Here is an 18,104-nt window from a genome sequence, read left to right on the forward strand (position 1 = left end):
CTGGTGGTGTGGATCTTTCCGGAGACGGTGATTTCTTCACGTTGCTGACGGCGTCGTACGCGCGGCACGTCGGCCGGCCGCTCGTACCGGCCGGAGCCGATGCGTGGTGGCTGTACGAGCAGGCGCCGTTCGGACTACTTGCCCACGACACCGATCCCGATCCGGTCTTCGTCTATGCGAACCGGACGGCGCAGCGCGCGTTCGAGTACGACTGGGACGAGTTCACCGCGCTGCCGTCGCGCTACTCGGCCGAGCCGGTGAACCGGGCCGAGCGCGACCAGCTGATCGAGACGGTAGCCCGCGACAACTATGTCGCGGGCTACCGCGGTCTCCGGATCGCGAAGTCCGGCCGCCGGTTCTGGATCGAGGAGGTCACCATGTGGAACCTCCGCCATCCCGACGGCGGCTATGCCGGCCAGGCCGCAATCTTCCCGCGCTGGACGGATCAGGTCGCGATCACGACGTAGCCGGCGGCCGGCACGGAGTGGGTGGTGCCGTTGATGACGAGGGTGGTGAAGCCGGGTGGGGCGTGGACCAGGAGGCGGGCCGGCTTGGAGCGCCAGGTGGCGGTCCAGGTGAGCGTCAGCTGGCTGGCGCCGGTGCGGCGGAACTTGAGGGAGATCGGGCCGTAGACGGTGGGCATCTTGTCGAAGACGGTGTCCTCGTCGGTCGAGAGCCAGGCCATCGGGCAGAGGCGGAGCAAGTTGAGGTCGGCGTCGTGGAGCTGGTCGTCGACGACCGCGAGCCGCATCAGGCTGAAGATGGTGGCGTGGGTGCCGAGGGAGGCCGACATGCCGCCGCGGTGCTCGAACGGGATGTAGGTCTGCGGTGAGACTCCACCGACGGCCAGCGAGTACATCCCTTCGAGGAAGCGGGCGCGGTCGCCGAGCTGCCAGGAGTGGAAGAGGTTCCAGCTGTAGATCGGCTCGAAACTGGAGATCTCGTGCTCCAGGATCGGGGCGTCCAGCGGGTGTTTGCGGGAGCCGCCGTTCCAGAGCTTGACGTTCGGCCCGACCCGGAAGTAGTCGCAGTACTTGACCATCCGCGGGTCCGTGGCCGGCAGCAGGCCTGCCCAGACCATCACCATGGCGCCGGCGTCCAGCCGCATCGCCTCACCGAACGCGCCCGCTGGGCCGTGGAAGTTGTGTGAGTAGATCGGATAGTCGTTACCGTCCGGATGCCGCCACTTGGGCGCGCTCGCCCCGGCCGTGTCCAGCGCCTGACTGGCCTTGGCCTGGTAGCCGGCTGCGAAGGCGGTCAGCTCGGGCACCCGTGCGTGGTTGAGCCGCTTCAGCAGCCGGATGGTCGTGGCCAGCCCCTTGTAGATCCACGCGGTGGCCCAGATGCTCTGGACCGGGATCGACTCGTCACTGGCGTCGGCAGCCGGCGGCAGCCCCTTGATGCCGTCGTGATTGGTCAGCGCGCAGACGTCCTTGATCCAGTCACAGGCCCTGAGCAGGTTCGGCAGCCAGGCGTTGATGAAGGCTTGGTCGCCGGTCATCAGCGCGTGCGTTGCGACTGCCGTCATCACCGCGCCGTGGTCGGGCAGCCAGTCGACAGCGGTGACGGTGCTCGGGGTGGCGAAGTACCCCTCGTGTTTGACGTAGTACGGCGGTCCCGGGGGTTTCACCGAGCCCTGGGTGGCTTTGTAGAGCTCGAGATGTTTGGCGACCGTGTCGTGGTGGCCGAGCAGGGACAGGAACATGTGGCTGGTCATCGACGTCGGCGTCGTCCAGAGGACGTCGTAGCCCATCGAGCCGGTCAGGAACGTGGAGTAGTTCGTCCCCGGCACCTTGCAGGCGACGACCTCGGAGAACTGCACGTTGCGGGTGACGAAGTCGTTGACGTACTTCTCCGGCGTCCGGATCGTCGCGGCGGTGCTCGCCTTTCGCGACCAGTACTCGTTCGACTTCGCGAGCGCGCCGTCGAAGCCGAGCGCGAGCTCCGGCTTGAAGGCGCCGTCGTCGTTGACCGCCTGCATGCACTGCAGGATGTCGATATGTGAGCCGACCTCGGGTTTGAGCCGCGCCTCGATGTCGAAGATGGCCTTGGTCGTGTCGGGCTGGCTGAAGACCGGCACCGGCGTACCGCTCGCCGCCAGGACGGCCAGCTGCGGGCCGCGCTGCCCCCACATCGCGAACCCGGTCTTGCCCCCGACCGTGATCGGCCGGCGGTCCCGCCCGTCGACGAACGGCGCCAGCTCCGGGAAGCCGGTCAGCACGATGCCGTCCTGGAAGTTGTACGGCAGCTCCTGGGTGTAATAGGCCCGCGCGACGCGGATGGCGAACCCGTAGTCGTGGTTGGCATTCACCAGTCGCGAGTCGGCGGCGATCACGGAGAGCCGGATCCAGGCGAACAACTGCTCCTGACCGGTCACCACATCGGCCGTGTTCAGCACATGCGCGAACACCGACTGCCGAAGCACGAGCCCCGCCTCGGACAGCGTCCAGTCGGTCTGCAGGACCGGCGTCGGCGAGTCGGCCCACCGCTGCATGCCGCGACCGTAGAGGCCGTCGTCCTCGCGGTAGACGTAGAAATGCCCGTTGTACAACGGCCGCATCGGCCGCGGCTTCCCCGCTTCCTTCGTGAAGGCCGGGCCGCCCCACGGCGTGAAGTCCAGCTGCAACCGGTCGCGACGGTAGCCGCGGGTGTCGTCCGGGTCGCCCTCGAAGTGCTTGATCATCCGGGCCAGCGGCTGCGGCGCCCCTACCACGCTCCCGTTGTAGGTCACGTTGAACCGGAACAGGTGGTCCTTCCACCCGATCGGCGTCCACACGTTCCGCGGGTTCGGCCACCACAGCTTCGCGAGCTCGACATCGGGCTCGACCCCAGCCAGGCCGGCCACCGCGGGCGCCACTGCATCGGCTGCGGCAGGCGCGGCGGCCGCCGGAGCGCTGGGTACGGCGGCAGCGGCCAACGCCCCGCTGCCGGTTGCAAGGAATGTCCGTCTGGACCAGTTCGTCGCCATGCCCGTCAAGGTAGGAGCCGCCCGGCCACCCTGCCCACCGTTTCGACCTGGGAGTCCCGTGGTCCACGGCAGTTTTACCGTAACCTCGTTACGTAACCTATGTTTTCGGTATTCGAGACGATCGGACGGCGATGCCCAGGGTCAAGCAGCGGACCGAGGCGCTTCGGGAGCGCGCGCTGACAGGTGCGCTCGCGATCCTGGCGACGGAGGGCGCAGCGGGCCTCACGACGCGGGCAGTGGCTGGGCGCGCAGGGGCCTCGGTGCCTGCCGTGTACGAGGTGTTCGGCGACAAGGCCGGGATCGTCCGCGAGATCTTCTTCGCGGGATTCCGGCAACTGGAGGACGAGCTGACCGCGTTGCCGGCGGCTGACGACGCGCTCGCGGGGCTGCGAGGGCTCGCGGAGGGATTCCGGCAGTTCGTCCTGCGGAATCCGATGCTGGCCGAGGTGATGTTCGCGCGCCCGTTCGCCGACTTCGATCCGATGCCGGACGAGGCCGGGGCGAAGGTCCGGACGATCTTCACGCAACACGTTCGGGACGCGGTGGACGCCAGGCGACTGCGGGGCGATCCGGCAGATATCGCATTGGTGTTCCGCACGCTGGTCGAGGGGCTCGCGATGGCCGAGGCCACGCAGCGGCTGGGTGGTTCGCGGCAGTCGGTCGATCGCCGGTTCCGGCTCGGGGTGAACACGCTGCTGAAGGGGTTCGCCCGGGCCTAGGCTCCGCCACCGGTTCAGGTGGCGGAGCCCAGGTTCAGGTCAGTGCTGCGGGCGGTAGCGGACGGTGCGGCCGTTGAGTGGCTGCAGCGCGCGGCTGTCGCCGTTCGGGAAGCGAGTCTGGAAATGCGCCAGCGAGCTGGACTTGATCTCGCGGATGTGGCTCAGCACCAGCCACGAGACCGGCTCGGAGAACGGCGTCGTCGTGAGCGAGCCGTCGTACCGGTAGGTGGACAGGTCGGTCGGCAGCGCACCGGCGAGGTTGGCGCCGTGCAGCGCGATGTCTTCACCGCACTCGTCCGGGACGGTGGCCAGGGCCTGGTCCTGCAGCGTGCCGCCGTGGCCGCCGGTGGTGATGAACAGGCCGATCACCAGCCGCTCGCCGTTCGGGCCGAGGTGGACGAAGTGCTGCTCGAGCGGGTACTGGTGACCGTCGAACCGGTGCTCCGAGCGGGTGTGGAAATGGAAGTTGGCGAGGTCGTACCGGACGCCGCCGAGGGTCACCCAGGCCGCGCCCTTCGGGATCTCGGCGAGGACCGTCTCCTCGGCGGTGCGGGTCTCGCACCCACCGGGCTGGCCGCCGTCCTTGCTCTCGTAACGGATCTCCAGGTCGATCGACCGCGGATAGTGCACGTGCAGCGCCGGCAACCCCGGGCTGAACACCGCACTCCCCCGGTGGATGTCGATCGGACTCTGGTGCGCGACGGCCGCGGTCGCCCTCGTCATGACCGACGGGGCAGCGAGGGCGGCAGCAGCGGCGGGAACTGCGAGCAGGACGGAACGCCGGGTCAAACCGGACATGCAGGTACTCCGAACGCTAGGCGGAAGTGGTGCCGATGACCGGCCTCATCCGGTCACCTCCAGAAGTATGTGCCTCTTCGTTCATGTCCCGAACAAAGGGGTGCCCGAACGGCCCGATCGGGCACCCCGGAGCAGCCCGGCCGGGTCAGCGGCGCTCCAGCTTCCAGGTCTGCGGCTGGAGGTTGTTGCAGTGCCAGATCTGCAGGTCGGCGCCGGCCGCGGTGGAGCCGCCGGCGACGTCGAGACAGAGACCCGAGTTCTGGCCGACGATCTGGTAGTAGTTGCGGCCGACGTTGACGAACCGCCAGCGTTGCCAGCCGCCGTCCTGACAGGCGTACTGCTGAATCTTGGCGCCTGGCTCGAAGGAGTTCTTGGTGACTTCGACGCAGAGCCGGCTGTTCTGACCCCTCAACCGGTAGAAGCCGTTGCCCTCCGCGGTGAACTGGAAGTTCTGCGGGCCCAGCCCGTTGCAGTACCACTGCTGAATCCGGCCGCCGTACTCGCGCGAGTCGGCGGCGACGTCCATGCAATGCGTGCTCTGGGCACTCAACAGCCGGTACGTCGCTCCCCCGGCGACCCCGGCGTCGGTACCGGTCCCGATCGCGGAGCCGGTCGCGAAGAAGGTCTGGCAGTCACCGTTGCTGAAGTCACTGGCCAGTTGAAGAACCCGCGTCCCGTCGGCCGAACCGACCAGCGGAGAGCTGTAGTTCGGGCAGTAGTGGTTGTAGGGACCGGGCACCTGGACGGGTGACTCCAACTCGTACCACGGGCCGAACGAGCTCTCCGTGTTCGCCAAGATCGTCCGACCGTTGTCAGCAGCAACAGATCCGTTGCTGTTGCGCAGGATCTGGCCGATCAGCAACAACTTCCCACCGACCACGGCAACCGTCGGCGCGTGCGCGAAGTACTTGCCGTCGACGGTCTGCGGCCTGGTCCCGAGGTCGCTCGGCGGCCCCCAGTTCCAGCCGTCGGCCGACGTCCGTTTGTGGACGACGCAGTCGTACTGCCCGCCGAGCCCGCAGATCTCGTAGACCAGCACGTAGAAGCTCGGGCTGAGCTGACGGACGACGGGCATCCCGGGGCGATGACCGCCGTTCGTGCTCTGGACGGTCGGCACCCGATCGGTCCAGTTCACGCCGTCGCTGCTGCGCACCTCCATCAGCTTCTGGCTGTGGACGCCGTCCGTCTCGTCGGCGTATTGACAGACCAGCCGGCCGTCCGCCGCCACCGAGAACTCGGGCTCCCACAACCCCTTGGCGTTCGGCGCGACCGCGCAGTTCGACAGGTAGCTCCAGCTCCGGCCGAGGTCGTTACTGCGCCAGATCCGGAGCGCCATCGGGCGGTCGTTGGCGCCGACCGACCCGGCCCACAGCAGGGTGCCGGCCGGTAGCGCGCCGATCTGCCGGGGCAGCTCGAACAACGTCGCGCAGCACAGACCCTGGTTGTTGGCGGCCTCCGGATCGGCGACGGCGCCGACTTCGGCGAAACTCGCGCCGCCGTTCGTACTCTCGTGGATCACGCCGACGCCGCTGGCGGCGCCGCGGAACGACACGACACTCGCGAGGATCCGGCCATTGGCCGCGCCGTTGTGCTGCAGGCGGATCGCACGCGGATAGAGACTGGCGCCGGCCGGCTGCAACAACGTGCCCGTTGCGGTCGGGGCGGCCTGGCCAGTCGGGGCGGTCGGCTGCGCGGAGGCCGGTTGGGTACCGGCGATCAGCGCGAGGCCGAGGACTGTTGCCAGCAGGAAACGTTTCATTCTGTCAGCGTGGCGCACGCCCCCTGTTACCGCGCTTTCGTCGGCCTGTCGCGCCGGTATTCTGTGGCCTCCGATCGAGTCCTGGGAGCCGCCCGTGCCGAATGTCCCCGCGGTCCGGATCCGGCTGCTGGGCGCGTTCGAGGTCACCGTCGACGGCCGGCCGGCGGCGGTCCCCGGCGCCCGGGTCCGCACGCTGCTCGCCGTTCTGGCGTTGTCGGCCGGTCAGGTGGTCCCGGTCGAGACCGTGGTGCACCGGGTCTGGGGCGAGAACCCGCCGGCAGATCCGCGCGCGAGCCTGTACAACCTGGTCCGCCGGCTCCGGCAGGCGCTGGGCGACGACGTACTCGGCACCGAGCCGCTCGGCTACCGGCTGCTCGTCGAGCCGGCTCAGGTCGACGCGCTGGTCTTCGCCGAGGCCGCGGGCGCGGGTGACGTGGCGCGGGCGCTGGCGCTGTGGGGCGAGCCCTTCGCGGGTGAGACCTCGGACTGGTTGCGGCACTTCGAGGCGCCTCGGCTGACCGAGGCCTATCTGGCCGCTCTGGAGCAGCGCATCGACGCCGATCTGGCGGCCGGGAAGTACGTGCCGATGACGATCGAGCTGGCCGATCTGGTCAACCGCTACCCGTTGCGGGAGTCGCTGTGGGCCCGCCGGCTGCGCGCGCTCAGCGGCGCCGGCCGTCAGGCCGAAGCCCTTGAGCTGTACGGCGACGTCCGGAGCAGGATCGCCGACGAGCTGGGCGTCGATCCGAGCGCGGAGCTGCAGGAGATCTACCGGGGTCTGCTGACCTCGGAGCCGCAGCTGCCGGCATCCACGACACCGCAGCAGTTGCCACCCGATCTGCCCCAGTTCACCGGCCGGACCGACGTACTCGAAACGCTCGATGCGCTGGCTGATTCCGGGGCGCCGACGGTCACCGTCGTCCTGCATGGCGAGGGCGGCGTCGGCAAGACCAGCGTCGCGGTCCGCTGGGCTCATGGGCAGAGCGCTCGATTCCCGGACGGGCGCTTCTTCGTGCGGCTGCGCGGCTATGGGCCGAGCGAGCCGGTGCCGCCGACCGCCGCGCTGGAGTATCTGCTGCGCAGTCTGGGCATCACGGGCGCCGCCGTACCTGATGGGCTCGAAGACCGCAGCGCCTTGCTAAGGACGACACTCGCTGATCGGCAGGTCCTGCTCGTCCTGGACGACGCCCGCGACGCCGAGCAGGTCCGGCCGTTGCTGCCGGCAACGGGCGCCGTAGTCCTGATCACCAGTCGCAGCCAGCTCAGCAGCCTCACCGTCCGGGAGGGAGCGCGGCCGGTTCGCGTCGGCGAGCTGTCTGCGGCGGAGGCCCGGGCGCTGCTGGCCGCCGTCCTCCAAGACCGGCGGGAGCTGCCAGGTGATGCCGAGCTGGTTGAGCTGGTCACCCGGTGCTGCCATCTGCCGCTTGCTCTGGCCATCGTCGGCGAGCGGCTGGCCCGCGAGCCCGAGCTGACCGTCGGCGACGTACTGCACCAGCTCGGCGACGAGACCGAGCGACTCGACGTCCTCGACACCGGTGAGGACACCGCGACCGAGCTGCGGGCCGTCTTCGCCTGCTCGTACCGCGTGCTCGACCCGGAGGCGGCTCGCCTGTTCCGCCTGCTCGGCCTTCACCCTGGGACGACGATCGGCGTGCCGGCCGCCGCTGCTCTGGCCGGTGTCGCCATCCCCGTCGCCCGCCGCCTACTCGATCGGCTCGTTACGCTGCACCTGCTCCGCCGCCCGGACGGCACACGTTTCCAGCTGCACGACCTGCTCCGTGCGTACGCAGTCGAGCAGTCGGCCGGCGTCGACAGCGAAGCCGACCGAGATGCGGCCCGGGATCGCTTGTTCAGCTGGTATTTGTTCACCGCCGCCGACGCGCGGGACGCCCTGGCCCTGGGCGTCGGCCTCGACCTGGGCGAGCCGGTGCCCGGCATCACGCCGTTGTCTTTCAGCTCGGAGAGCGAGGCGATGCGCTGGTTCGACGCCGAGTACGCCGTACTGACCGCCGCGGCGCACCGGGCCGCCGCGCTCGGCCGGCATCTGACAGCGACCCGGCTCGTGCAGACCTGCCGGACGTACCTGGCCGCGCGGTTCTCCGACGGCGAGAACGTGCGCAGCGCAGAGTTCAGCCTCGAGCAGGCCGAGCGCACCGACAACGTGTTCCTGCAGGCACACGCCGCGAACCAGCTCGGCGTCGCGCTGGCCCGCAGCGGCGAGCTGACCAGGGCCTTGCCGTACTTCGAGCTGACCCAGCAGCGGTTCGCCGCGATCGGCAACCGGAACGGCGCCTTCACCGCCCTGAACAACCTCGGCACCCTGCACAAGCTGCTCGGCAACGGCGATCGCGCGCTGCACTATCTGCACCTCGCGCTCGACGAAGCGTGGCTCTCCGACCGCGACGAGGCGCAGGTGTTCGCCGAGACCAACCTCTGCAGCACCTATCTGGAGCTGGATCGGAGTGCGGAGGCGCTGCCGCACGGGCGCATCGCGGTGGAGAGCGCGCGCAAGATCGGCAAGGCCGCAGACCTGGCCGTCTCGCTCGACGGGCTGGGCGAGGCGCTGAGCCGGACCGGTGCGCACGCCGAGGCGATCGCGATCCTGCGCGAGGCCCTGCAGCTGACCATCGAGACCGAGACCGGTATCACCCTGGCCTACGTCAGCCTCGGGAAGGCGTATGCCCTCGCGGGTGAGCAGAGCGCCGCGGCAACCGCCTTCCAGGATGCGCTGAACACCTTTGACAGCAAGGGATTCACCGGCAACGTCGATCGGGTGAGCCGCGACGACATCGTCAAACTGCTCGAAGCGGCACGGGAAACGTAGCGGCGCCGCATTCGGTTCAGTCTTTTGACGCTGGTTCAAACGATTGTCGGCCGTCACCGGCCTGGGCCACGATCTGGGACCCCGGGCACACCGTCCGGGACTGAGGATCGGAGTCGATCACATGACGAGATCATTGACCCGTTGGGGCGCCGTACTCGCCGGCGCGGCGCTGGCGCTGGGCGGCCAGCTCCCGGCGCAGGCGGCCGGCGGCACGCAGCCGAACCCGAGCGGCGGGCTCGATCGGATCGATCAGCGGGATCGCCCGCTGGACAAGAGCTACAGCTGGACGCAGACGGGCGCCGGCGTCCGCGCGTACGTCGTCAGCCCGGGCGTGAGCGTCACGCACACCGACTTCGGCGGCCGGGCGAGCGTGGGCGCCGATCTGGTCGGCGGCCCCTCGACGAGTGGCTGCACCACGATGGGGACCGGGGTTGCCGGGCTGGTGGCCGGCAACAAGTACGGCGTCGCCAAGGGCGCGAACATCGTGTCGGTGCGGGCGTTCGCGTGCAACCAAGCGCCGACCGCGGCCCAGGCCACGGCCGCGATCAAGTGGGTCACCGCGAACGCGGTGAAGCCGGCCGTCGGCGTCCTGCCCTACGAACTGCCCGCGGACACCGCGCTCGACAACGCACTGCGGGCGTCGACCCAGGCCGGCATCAGCTGGGTCGTCGACGCCGGTGGTGACGCCAGCGATCTCGGCGGGAACGCGTGCAACTTCTCCCCCGGGCGCGTCTCCGAAGCGATCACCGTGACCCGGCTCGACCTGACCAGGTTCAGCGGCGGCAAGGAGCGGTTGGCCTTCGGCGCGCATCGCGGCACCTGCGTCGACCTCGCCGCGCCGGACGGCACCACCGCGATCGGCGGCGGTAGCGACGAGAACCCGTGGGGGATCGCCAACGGCGGCCAGGTCGGGCCGACGGCAGGCGCCGCCGCCAAGATCCTCGAGCAGACGCCGACCGCGACGCCGGCCCTGGTTCAGCAGGAGCTGCGGGACACCGCGACCAGCGGCCGGCTGGCGGCGGACAACGTCGGCACGCCCAACTTGATTCTGTTCAGCAATTAACCGCCGTTCCGGCCAATTTCTCGTGGTGAACAAGGGGACACCGGCAGCTTCGCGAGCTGCCGGTGTTACCGCCTAGGCGGAACGCGTCACGTGCGCTGTCATGGGGTCACTCGCCGGTCTCCGGACCGGTTTCCGCCCCGAGAGAGGAACGCACGTGAGTACTGTCAGGAGAAAGGTCGTGGTGACCGCAGCGGCCGCGTTGTTCGCCGTTGCGGTCGGGATATCCCCGTGGGGAGTGGCCGCGGGGGCAGCACCGGTGGCCGACAAGGCGCCGGCGCCGACCGTGGTCGACGACGAGGTCGTCGTCATCGAGCGGAACGCGCTGGGCGCCGTCCAGAGCGTCACCCGCTACGAGCCGGCCGGCTCGGCGGAGAAGTTGCGCGCCGAACTGCGCGCCCAAGGTGTGCAGGGGATCGTGCCCGCTGGTCAGCAAATGGCGCCGGCGCAGATCCTGGCCTGTGCGCCGTTCGTCGGTACGGCGGCCGCGTGGTGCAGCCACGCTTGGGCGTACAACCAGTTCAACGACCCGCAGGTCTACTTCCTGGACCACACGCCGGCCGGCTACCCGGTGCAGGCCGCAGTCGGTGACTGGTACCAGTCACCGGGTATCGACTCGTACTATCGCTGGCACACGCAAGGCTGCCCGGGTGGCGGCCGGCACTGTGTGCACGTCTACGCGGTGAACAGCTCGGCGTCCTGGTACGGCTTGACAACTTGGGCACCTAACGCGCCGTCCGGTCCGGCCAAGGTCGAGCTCAACACGCGACTGCTCACCAACGCGACGCAGCGCGCCAAGACGACCTGTCACGAACTGGGGCACGCCCTCGGCCTTGACCACAACTCGTCCACCAACAGCTGTCTGAAGAGCGGAACCGTCGGCCCGGGCTGGAACACCCACCCCTCCAACGACGACTTCCAGGTCCTCAACCAGCTCTACCCCAAGCCCGGCACGTAAATCACCGGACCGCCGTGCTGCCGGCCCACCTCCGGCAGCACGGCCCGTGGGTCCTACTTGGTCCACCACCGGTTGGTGAGGGAGTCGCGCAGGGTGTTGGTGGCGCAGTGGATCTCGCCCTCGGAGACGTGGGTGCTGGTCAGGTCGTTGACGTAGGTGACGTCATAGTCGATCTTGGCGAAGGCCTTGTCGATCGCTTCGGCGAAGAGATCCTTGCCGTTGACAACAGGTCCGAACGGTTTCGGAGCGACGTAGTCACCGGCGTTCAGGACCAGGCCGTTGACGGTGCCGGGGATCTCGGCGACGGCGTCGGTCATCGCGTTCAGCTCGACGATCTTCTGGTCCTTCTCCGGGCCGTCGGGCATGTTCCGGATCGCAGTCTCGGCCATCCCCCAGTCCATCGAGCGGTAGGTGTAGAGCGCCGGGATGCGCACCAGGTCGGCCTCGGTGAGACCGGCCTGCTGTCGCAGGACGGCCAGGTTGGCTTTGATGGCGGCGGCGGCGCGCTCGTTGGTCTTCACGAACTGCTTGTCGGCGAGGAACTCGTTGGTACTGCGCTGGTCGATGCGCTCGTCGTACGGCCACTCCAGCGGCGGCAGGTTGCCGTGCAGCTTCTGCGCGCCGTGCCCAGCCTTGCTGACCTTGTCGAGAATCTTCAACCCTGCCGTCGGATCGGCGACCACCGCGCGCCAGCCGAGCCGGCTACCCGGGGCCGGGACGAAGTGGATGAACTCGTCGACGTGCCCGATCGTCAGCCAGGAGGTGTCGAGGGAGATCGGGTCCTGTTTGCCCTGGGACTTCAGCAGCGTCAGCATTTCCGGCGCCGGGCCGGTCTTCCCGGGGGCGAAACCGTCGCCGCCGATCACGATCCGGCCGTTCGGGTACTGCGGGGTGGACGGAATCGTCTCCAGATTGCCCATCGAGTCGTAGCTGCTGTTCTCGGTCGATACCGGGACGTGCTCGACGTGCACACCGGCGACGTCCGGACCGGCCAGCTCGGTGAACATCACCCGGGAGGCGACCCGGCGGTCGTCGTTCGCCGATCCGATCAAGACCTTGAGGCCCTGCGGTTTGCCGCCCGGGCCGGGGATCGAGGTGTAGGCCGGCTCGAAGATGTCCTGCGCCCACTGGTCACCGCTGAGGTCGAGCTGGCTCAGCCCGCCGGGGACGCCGGCCTTCTTGATCGCCGCCGCCGCGTCGGCCCGCCATTGCTTGCCTTCGGCATCTTCGTCGCCGGGCTGGCCGGTGATCACCTGCTGCAGACGCTGCGTGTTCAGCTGGGTCAGCACCGGGGCCTCGCGCATGGTCACCTTGCTGGTGGCATCGCCGACCTTGAGCGTCACGTCGACCGAACCGTCCCAGACGGCGGCGTCCCGGATGATGTCGCGGCCCTCGATGCCCAGCTCGACACCCTTGCGGAGTTCGTCGGCGGAGAGCCGGGTCTGCGGCGTGACGAGCTCCCACTTGGCGCGTTTCACGAACAGGTGCACGCGATCCGGCTGTGAGACGGTGAGTACGCCGGACGCCGGCTTCGGCGCGGCCGGCCAGGGCAGCGGGCGGATCCGGGCCAGGTCGAGTGCGTCGCGCTCGCCGTTCACAACGGTGTCGGCGGCGTCGTTACAGGCGGCGAGATCGCGGTCGGCCTTGTTCTGGTCCTTCTGGTGCGAGCGGACGAGCTCTTGGTAGAGCCGCTCGGCCTCCTCCTTGTCGGGGAGCGCCTCGAGCTCCTTCTTGCGCTTGTAGAACGCGGTGTCGTTGGCGGCCTCGCGATCGACGGCGGCCGCCGCGAGCTTCCGGGCCGGCGCCCGGCAGACGCCGGCGTCGTCGTCGATATTGGCCAGGAAGAATCCGTGCGACACGTCGGCCCGAAGGACGACCGGCACCGGCCCGGCGGCGGCCGCGGTCAGCGGGGCGCCGATCACCAGCGCGCCGGAGGTGGTCAGGAGCAACAATCTGCGAGCAAGCATGCGGTCATCGTGACGACGACTTGTCAGGAACTTGTCCGCCCGCCGTCCGTACCTGGTCCGCGTATTTGACACGAGTGTATTATCTTGTCATGAAGCGGACAGTGCGGGACTGGATGCGAGCGACGGCGATTGCACTCCCCAACTTCGACGGCTACGCCGACTGGGAGCCGGCCCTCCACCGCTGGGCGCCGGCGTTGGGCGACGTCCGCGTGGTCGGACTCGGTGAGGCGACCCACGGGACGCGGGAGTTCTTCCAGCTGAAGGCGCTGATGGTTCGCTATCTGGTCGAGCGGGCCGGATTCCGGGTGTTCGCACTCGAAGCGCCAGGCAAGCCGGCGCCCGCGGTGAATGCCTACATCCAGGGTGATGCGGTCGATCCCGTTGCCGCGCTGACTGGATTGGCGAGCTGGCCGTGGCGAACCGAGGAGGTACTCGCGCTGCTCGAGTGGATGCGCTCGTACAACCAGAGTTGCCCGGCCAGTGAGCGGGTCCGGTTCATCGGCGTCGATCCGCTGGACCCGGACCTGTTCACCGACGTGCCGGAAACCCCGCGAACCGAGGAAGCAGCCGCCGAGTCGTTCTGGGCAGTTCGGGATCGGCAGATGGCGGAGGCGATTCTCGAAGCAGCCGCGAACGACAAGGTCGTCTTCTGGGGGCACAACGGTCACGTCGGGATGGAGCCGTTCCTGCCCGGTGCGCCGACGACCGGCCAGGTCCTGCGAGAGAAGCTCGGCACGAGCTACTACGCCGTCGGTCTGCTCTTCGGGCGCGGCTCACTGCGGGCCTTCCGGAGCGAGCCGACCAACGCCGGCGAGCCCGACATCGTCCACCGCGGCCGACCGGTCCCCTGGTCGGCCGAGGCCGCGCTGGGCCGCGCCCTCGGCACTGCGCATCTGCTCGACCTACGCGCCGCTCCCCCGGACGCCGCTCGGTGGCTGGGTGAACAGCGATGGGTCGGCGGCTTCGGGGCGGACTCACCCCGATGGCCCATCCTCAGCTTCAACATCACCCGGCTGGCGACGGCGTACGACGCGATCGCCTACCTCCCGACGTCGTCGCCGTCGCGGCCGCTGCCGAAGTAGTGGCCTGATTCGAGATCGGTCAGCAGGTCGGGGCGCTCGGGTTTCCAGCCGAGCAGCTCCCGTGTCGCCGCGCTCGATGTCGGGTTGTCGAAGCTGAGCAGGGGCGCGAAACCACCGAAGTGCTGCGCGGCTTCGGCGGCCGGGATCTCCACGGTCGGTACGCCGAGGCGACGGCCGATCACGGTCGCGATGTCGCGCACGGCGACCCCTTCGTCAGCCGCGGCGGACAGCTGTGATCCGCTCGGCGCCTGCTCCAGAGCGAGCCGGTAGAGGCGGGCGACGTCGAGCGTGTGGACGGCGGGCCAGCGCGTCGCGCCGACGTACCCGGAGACCCCCGTGGCCCGGGCGATGCCGATCAGGGTCGGGACGAACCCGCCGCGATCGAGCTCGCTGTGCACGACCTGCGGGACGGCGATCAGGAGTGGGCGGACACCGCGGTCGGCGAAGGTCAGGATCTCGTTCGCGATCGCGGCCCGCGGATGCTCGACACCGCCGAGGCCGATTCCGATGAACGTCTTGCCGGTCCCGGCCAGGGCGTCGCCGAAGGCCCGGACCACCGCCAGATCAGCGGTCGCCGCGGCGGCGTACTCACCGGCCATGACGGCCTCGTGGTCGTAGGCGAGATGGATGACGGCGTCCACCTCGGCGACCACGGCGGGATCAAGCTGATTGACGTCGCCTCGGCGTACGTCGGCGCCAGTCGCGCGCACCACGGCGGCCGCGCGCTCGGAGCGGGCGAGCCCGACGACCTGATGCCCGTTCGCGAGCAACTCCGGCACGATCGCCGACCCGAGGTGCCCACCGGCACCGGTGACCAGAACACGCATGTCTTCCTCCAGTGATGAGACCAAGTCCCATCACGGTAGCACCCTGACGGGACTTTGTCCCATCACAGGCGTAGGGCTGGGTACTCTGTCGGCAGACCGCCATGGGAGGGCGCCCTGATGGATGAGCCGTACAGCCGCGCTGAGGACCGCGGCGAACAGCTGGACCGGCACTGGAACGAGCTGCTGCAGGAGCTGCGACTGGCCCAGACCGGCACGCAGATCCTGTTCGCGTTCCTGCTCGGGATCGCGTTCCAGAGCAAGTTCCACGAAGCCGACGAGTTCACCCACGACGTGTACGCCGGCACCCTGATCGCCAGCAGCCTCGCCGTCGCCCTCTTCCTGGCGCCGGTCGCCTTCCACCGGATGCTCTACAAGCAGGGGTTGCGCGATCACCTGGTGACGTTCGCCGATCGCCTGGCCCGCGCCGGCCTCGCCTTCCTGGTCCTGGCCGTCTGCGGCGGCGTCCTGATCGCCCTCGACGTCGTCCTCCGCCGCCCCCTCGCCATCACCACCGTGGCCATCGTCTTCGTCTGGTTCCTGCTTTTCTGGGTAGTTCTGCCCGCTTGGGTCCGGCACCGGCATCGGTAGTGGGTACCGGGTGGCATGCGACTTCGGCAGAGCCACCCCGGCAAGCCCGGGTACACCCGGCGGGGGCACGGGAGCGGGTTCAGCTACCTGGACGAGAACGGCAAGCGGATCAAGAACACCGACACGGTCGAGCGGATCAAGACACTCGCGATTCCGCCTGCCTGGCAGGACGTGTGGATCTGTCCGTGGCCGAACGGACACATCCAGGCGCTGGGCACGGACGAGGCTGGGCGGCGGCAGTACCTGTACCACGACGACTGGCGGACGACGCAGGACGCGGACAAACACGACCGGGTCCGGCGGCTGGCGCGGAAGCTGCCCGCGTTCCGGGAGGCTGTTGACGCGGATCTGTGCCGGCGCGGCCTGGATCGGCGCCGAGTGCTCGCGGTCGCGTTGCGGATGCTCGATTACGGCGTCTTCCGGACTGGCAACACCCGGTACGCCGAGGAGAACGGCAGCCGGGGTGCGGCGACCTTGCTACGGGACGACGTCCGCGTCAGCCGCGGGCGAGTGGTTTTCGATTTCGTCGCGAAAGGCGGGCAGGACCGGGCGATCGAACTCACCGACGATCGACTGGCGGCCGCAGTTCGGTCGTTGAAGCGCGGCCGGCACGGCGGGCCGCGGCTACTCGTCTACCGGGATCGGGACGGGTACCACGACCTCGACGCGGAGCTGGTGAACGAGCGCTTCCAGGAGCTGGTCGGAGCGGACTACACGGTCAAGGACCTGCGCACCTGGACGGCGACGGTCGTTGCCGCAGTCAACCTTGCCGGCGCCGAGCCGCCGCGGACGAAGAAGGCGCTGAATACCGCCGTCACGTCGATGCTGGACGAGGTGTCGGGGCATCTCGGGAACACCCCGGCAGTCGCGCGGGCGTCGTACGTCGATCCGCGGGTGATCACGCAGTACGAGCGGGGGCGGACGGTCGCGCCGGCTGTCGGGCGGGTCGGGGCTGAACTGGCGGACGAGGAGGTGCGGGGTGCGCTGGAGCGGGCGGTCAGCCGGTTGTTGGACGAGGACCGTCGCTGACGGTCGCTGGATGGGGCGACTGATAATCGCTGTATGGAGATCGGGGTGGTTGGGGTTGGGCGGGTTGGGATGGGGGTGGCTCGGCGGTTGGTGGGGCTGGGTTTTCGGTGCGGGCGTTCGATGTGCGGGGTGAGTTGGCTGGGGCGGTGGTGGGGTTCGGGGCGGCGTGGGGGGCGCCGGTGGGGCTCGACGTACTGGTGACGGTGTTGCCGGGGAGTCCGGAGTTGCGGGGTGCGGTGGCGGATGGGTTGTTGGGTGGGGTTCGGCGTGGGGGGGCTTTGGCTGGATCTGACGAGCGCTTCGCCGGAGTTGGGGGTTGAGTTGGCGGCTGCGGCGTCGGCGTCCGGGGTGGAGTATTTGGAGACGCCGATCGGGGTGGGCCGGCGGCCGCCGCGGCTGGTGCGTTGACGGTGTACGCCGGGGGTTCGGTTGAGGTTCTGGAGCGGGCTCGGCCGGTGCTGTTGGCTCTGGGGCGGGCCGGCGGGTTGGACGCCGGGGCTTTGCAGGGGTGGCTGGCGGCGAGTCCGGCGACGTCGGAGTTCGTGCGGGACGTCGTACCGGCGTATCTCGGCGGGGATCGGATGGCGACGTTCGGGCTCGATCGGATCGTCGAGGAGCTGGATTCGCTGACCGCGTTCGCGCGGGCGCACGGCGTACCGGCGGGGATGGCGGAGGTGACGGCGGGGGTGCACGCGGCGGCGCTGGCGGCGTTCGGGGCGGTGGACGGGGAGCTGCTGGGGATGGAATATCTCGCCGGCGGTTCGCCGTTTTCTCCGGTACGACCAGTGGAGGAATCATGAGTACCGAGCTCAAGCTCGAGGCTGTCGTCATCCCCGTCGCCGACGTCGATCGGTCGAAGGAGTTCTACACCGGGCTGGGTTGGCGGCTGGACGCCGACTTCGCCTTCGAGAACGGGTTCCGCGTCGTCCAGTTCACGCCGCCGGGGTCGCCGGCGTCCGTTCAGTTCGGCAGCCGGATCACGACGGCCGAGCCGGGGAGTGGTCAAGGTCTGTACCTGGTGGTGCCGGATGTCGAGGCGGCGGTCAAGGGGCTGACTGGGCTCGGCGTCGCGGTCGGCGAGGTCTTCCACCCGGCGGCGCCTGGCGCGCAGTTCGAGCCGGGTAAGGGTGATCGTGCCGCCGGCCGTGATCCGAACGGCGGCAGCTACGGCTCGTTCGCCACCTTCACCGACCCCGACCACAACACCTGGCTGATCCAGGAGGTGACCACCCGGCTCCCCGACCGGGTCGACCCGACCATCACCTACACGTCGGCTGACGATCTACGCGCTGCCCTTGAACGGGCTGCCGCGGCCCACGGCGAGCACGAGAAGCGCCACGGCGGGGTGTACGACGAAGCCTGGCCCGCTTGGTACGCCGACTACATGACAGCCGAGAACACCGGTCAGCCCCTGCCCGAGTAGCCCGTGGTCACTTCACCCACAACCGGCGACCACCCCGGCACGCCCACCTAGCCACCGCCGGGGATGTTGTAGTTCAGAGCCTGCTACCTGGTGAGGGTTTGG

General features: G+C 69.4%; 15 protein-coding genes. 10 read left to right on the top strand and 5 right to left on the bottom strand.

Features of this window, described 5'->3' with window-relative positions; genetic code table 11:
- The first annotated feature begins 8 nt into the window (after window positions 1-8).
- Window positions 9-467 carry an MEKHLA domain-containing protein gene (locus tag HPO96_RS05820; protein WP_171671614.1) on the top strand — a complete coding sequence of 153 codons (459 nt, stop codon included), beginning with the start codon at window positions 9-11 and terminating at the stop codon, window positions 465-467.
- On the opposite strand, the gene HPO96_RS37535 is transcribed toward HPO96_RS05820, so the two are convergent.
- Window positions 446-2,968, bottom strand: a complete 2,523-nt coding sequence (locus tag HPO96_RS37535; protein ID WP_184999616.1) for a hypothetical protein — start codon at window positions 2,966-2,968, stop codon at window positions 446-448. The genes HPO96_RS05820 and HPO96_RS37535 overlap by 22 nt on opposite strands.
- 131 nt (window positions 2,969-3,099) lie before the next feature.
- Between HPO96_RS37535 and HPO96_RS05830 the strand changes: the two genes are divergently transcribed.
- Complete coding sequence (locus HPO96_RS05830; protein ID WP_171671615.1) at window positions 3,100-3,687, top strand: TetR/AcrR family transcriptional regulator; 588 nt, start codon at window positions 3,100-3,102, stop codon at window positions 3,685-3,687.
- A 39-nt stretch (window positions 3,688-3,726) separates the two neighbouring features.
- Here the strand turns inward: HPO96_RS05830 and HPO96_RS05835 are convergent, their stop codons facing one another.
- Both HPO96_RS05835 and HPO96_RS05840 read right to left on the bottom strand, forming a co-directional pair.
- Entirely contained in the window at window positions 3,727-4,485 is a 759-nt protein-coding gene (locus tag HPO96_RS05835) for a carbonic anhydrase family protein (RefSeq protein ID WP_171671617.1), read from the bottom strand.
- A gap of 145 nt (window positions 4,486-4,630) precedes the next feature.
- The gene (locus HPO96_RS05840; protein ID WP_171671618.1) at window positions 4,631-6,244 is read right to left on the bottom strand and encodes an RICIN domain-containing protein; all 1,614 of its coding nucleotides are present in this window, start codon (window positions 6,242-6,244) and stop codon (window positions 4,631-4,633) included.
- A 94-nt stretch (window positions 6,245-6,338) separates the two neighbouring features.
- On the opposite strand from HPO96_RS05840, the gene HPO96_RS05845 reads away from it, so the two are divergent.
- The 3 genes from HPO96_RS05845 (at window position 6,339) to HPO96_RS05855 (ending at window position 11,086) form a co-directional block, all read left to right on the top strand.
- Window positions 6,339-9,068, top strand: coding sequence for a BTAD domain-containing putative transcriptional regulator (locus HPO96_RS05845; RefSeq protein ID WP_171671620.1), 2,730 nt, complete (start codon window positions 6,339-6,341; stop codon window positions 9,066-9,068).
- Window positions 9,069-9,189: 121 nt separating this feature from the next.
- Window positions 9,190-10,131: a S8/S53 family peptidase gene (locus HPO96_RS05850; RefSeq protein WP_171671622.1), complete on the top strand. Its 942-nt coding sequence runs from the start codon at window positions 9,190-9,192 to the stop codon at window positions 10,129-10,131.
- A 154-nt stretch (window positions 10,132-10,285) separates the two neighbouring features.
- The gene (locus HPO96_RS05855) at window positions 10,286-11,086 is read left to right on the top strand and encodes a matrixin family metalloprotease (protein WP_171671624.1); all 801 of its coding nucleotides are present in this window, start codon (window positions 10,286-10,288) and stop codon (window positions 11,084-11,086) included.
- A gap of 53 nt (window positions 11,087-11,139) precedes the next feature.
- Here HPO96_RS05855 and HPO96_RS05860 read toward each other — a convergent pair whose 3' ends face one another.
- Window positions 11,140-13,053 carry a protein-arginine deiminase family protein gene (locus HPO96_RS05860; protein WP_171671625.1) on the bottom strand — a complete coding sequence of 638 codons (1,914 nt, stop codon included), beginning with the start codon at window positions 13,051-13,053 and terminating at the stop codon, window positions 11,140-11,142.
- Between the two features lie 89 nt (window positions 13,054-13,142).
- Here HPO96_RS05860 and HPO96_RS05865 point away from each other — a divergent pair, with 89 nt between their 5' ends.
- Window positions 13,143-14,135 (top strand): erythromycin esterase family protein, encoded by a 993-nt coding sequence (locus HPO96_RS05865; RefSeq protein WP_171671627.1) that lies wholly within the window; start codon window positions 13,143-13,145, stop codon window positions 14,133-14,135.
- Here the strand turns inward: HPO96_RS05865 and HPO96_RS05870 are convergent.
- The gene (locus HPO96_RS05870; RefSeq protein ID WP_171671629.1) at window positions 14,093-14,962 is read right to left on the bottom strand and encodes an NAD-dependent epimerase/dehydratase family protein; all 870 of its coding nucleotides are present in this window, start codon (window positions 14,960-14,962) and stop codon (window positions 14,093-14,095) included. The genes HPO96_RS05865 and HPO96_RS05870 overlap by 43 nt on opposite strands.
- 117 nt (window positions 14,963-15,079) lie before the next feature.
- Between HPO96_RS05870 and HPO96_RS05875 the strand changes: the two genes are divergently transcribed.
- From HPO96_RS05875 to HPO96_RS05890, 4 genes are all read left to right on the top strand, one after another.
- On the top strand, window positions 15,080-15,550 hold the full coding sequence (locus tag HPO96_RS05875; RefSeq protein WP_171671630.1) for a DUF6328 family protein: 471 nt from the start codon (window positions 15,080-15,082) through the stop codon (window positions 15,548-15,550).
- A gap of 15 nt (window positions 15,551-15,565) precedes the next feature.
- Entirely contained in the window at window positions 15,566-16,579 is a 1,014-nt protein-coding gene (locus HPO96_RS05880) for a DNA topoisomerase IB (protein ID WP_171671632.1), read from the top strand.
- Window positions 16,580-17,034: 455 nt separating this feature from the next.
- On the top strand, window positions 17,035-17,379 hold the full coding sequence (locus HPO96_RS05885) for a hypothetical protein (protein WP_171671634.1): 345 nt from the start codon (window positions 17,035-17,037) through the stop codon (window positions 17,377-17,379).
- Complete coding sequence (locus HPO96_RS05890; protein ID WP_171671635.1) at window positions 17,376-18,002, top strand: VOC family protein; 627 nt, start codon at window positions 17,376-17,378, stop codon at window positions 18,000-18,002. The genes HPO96_RS05885 and HPO96_RS05890 overlap by 4 nt, the downstream gene beginning before the upstream one ends.
- The last annotated feature ends 102 nt before the right edge of the window (window positions 18,003-18,104 follow it).

Origin of the sequence: Kribbella sandramycini (assembly GCF_013131805.1) — a bacterium.
Taxonomy (GTDB): domain Bacteria; phylum Actinomycetota; class Actinomycetes; order Propionibacteriales; family Kribbellaceae; genus Kribbella; species Kribbella sandramycini.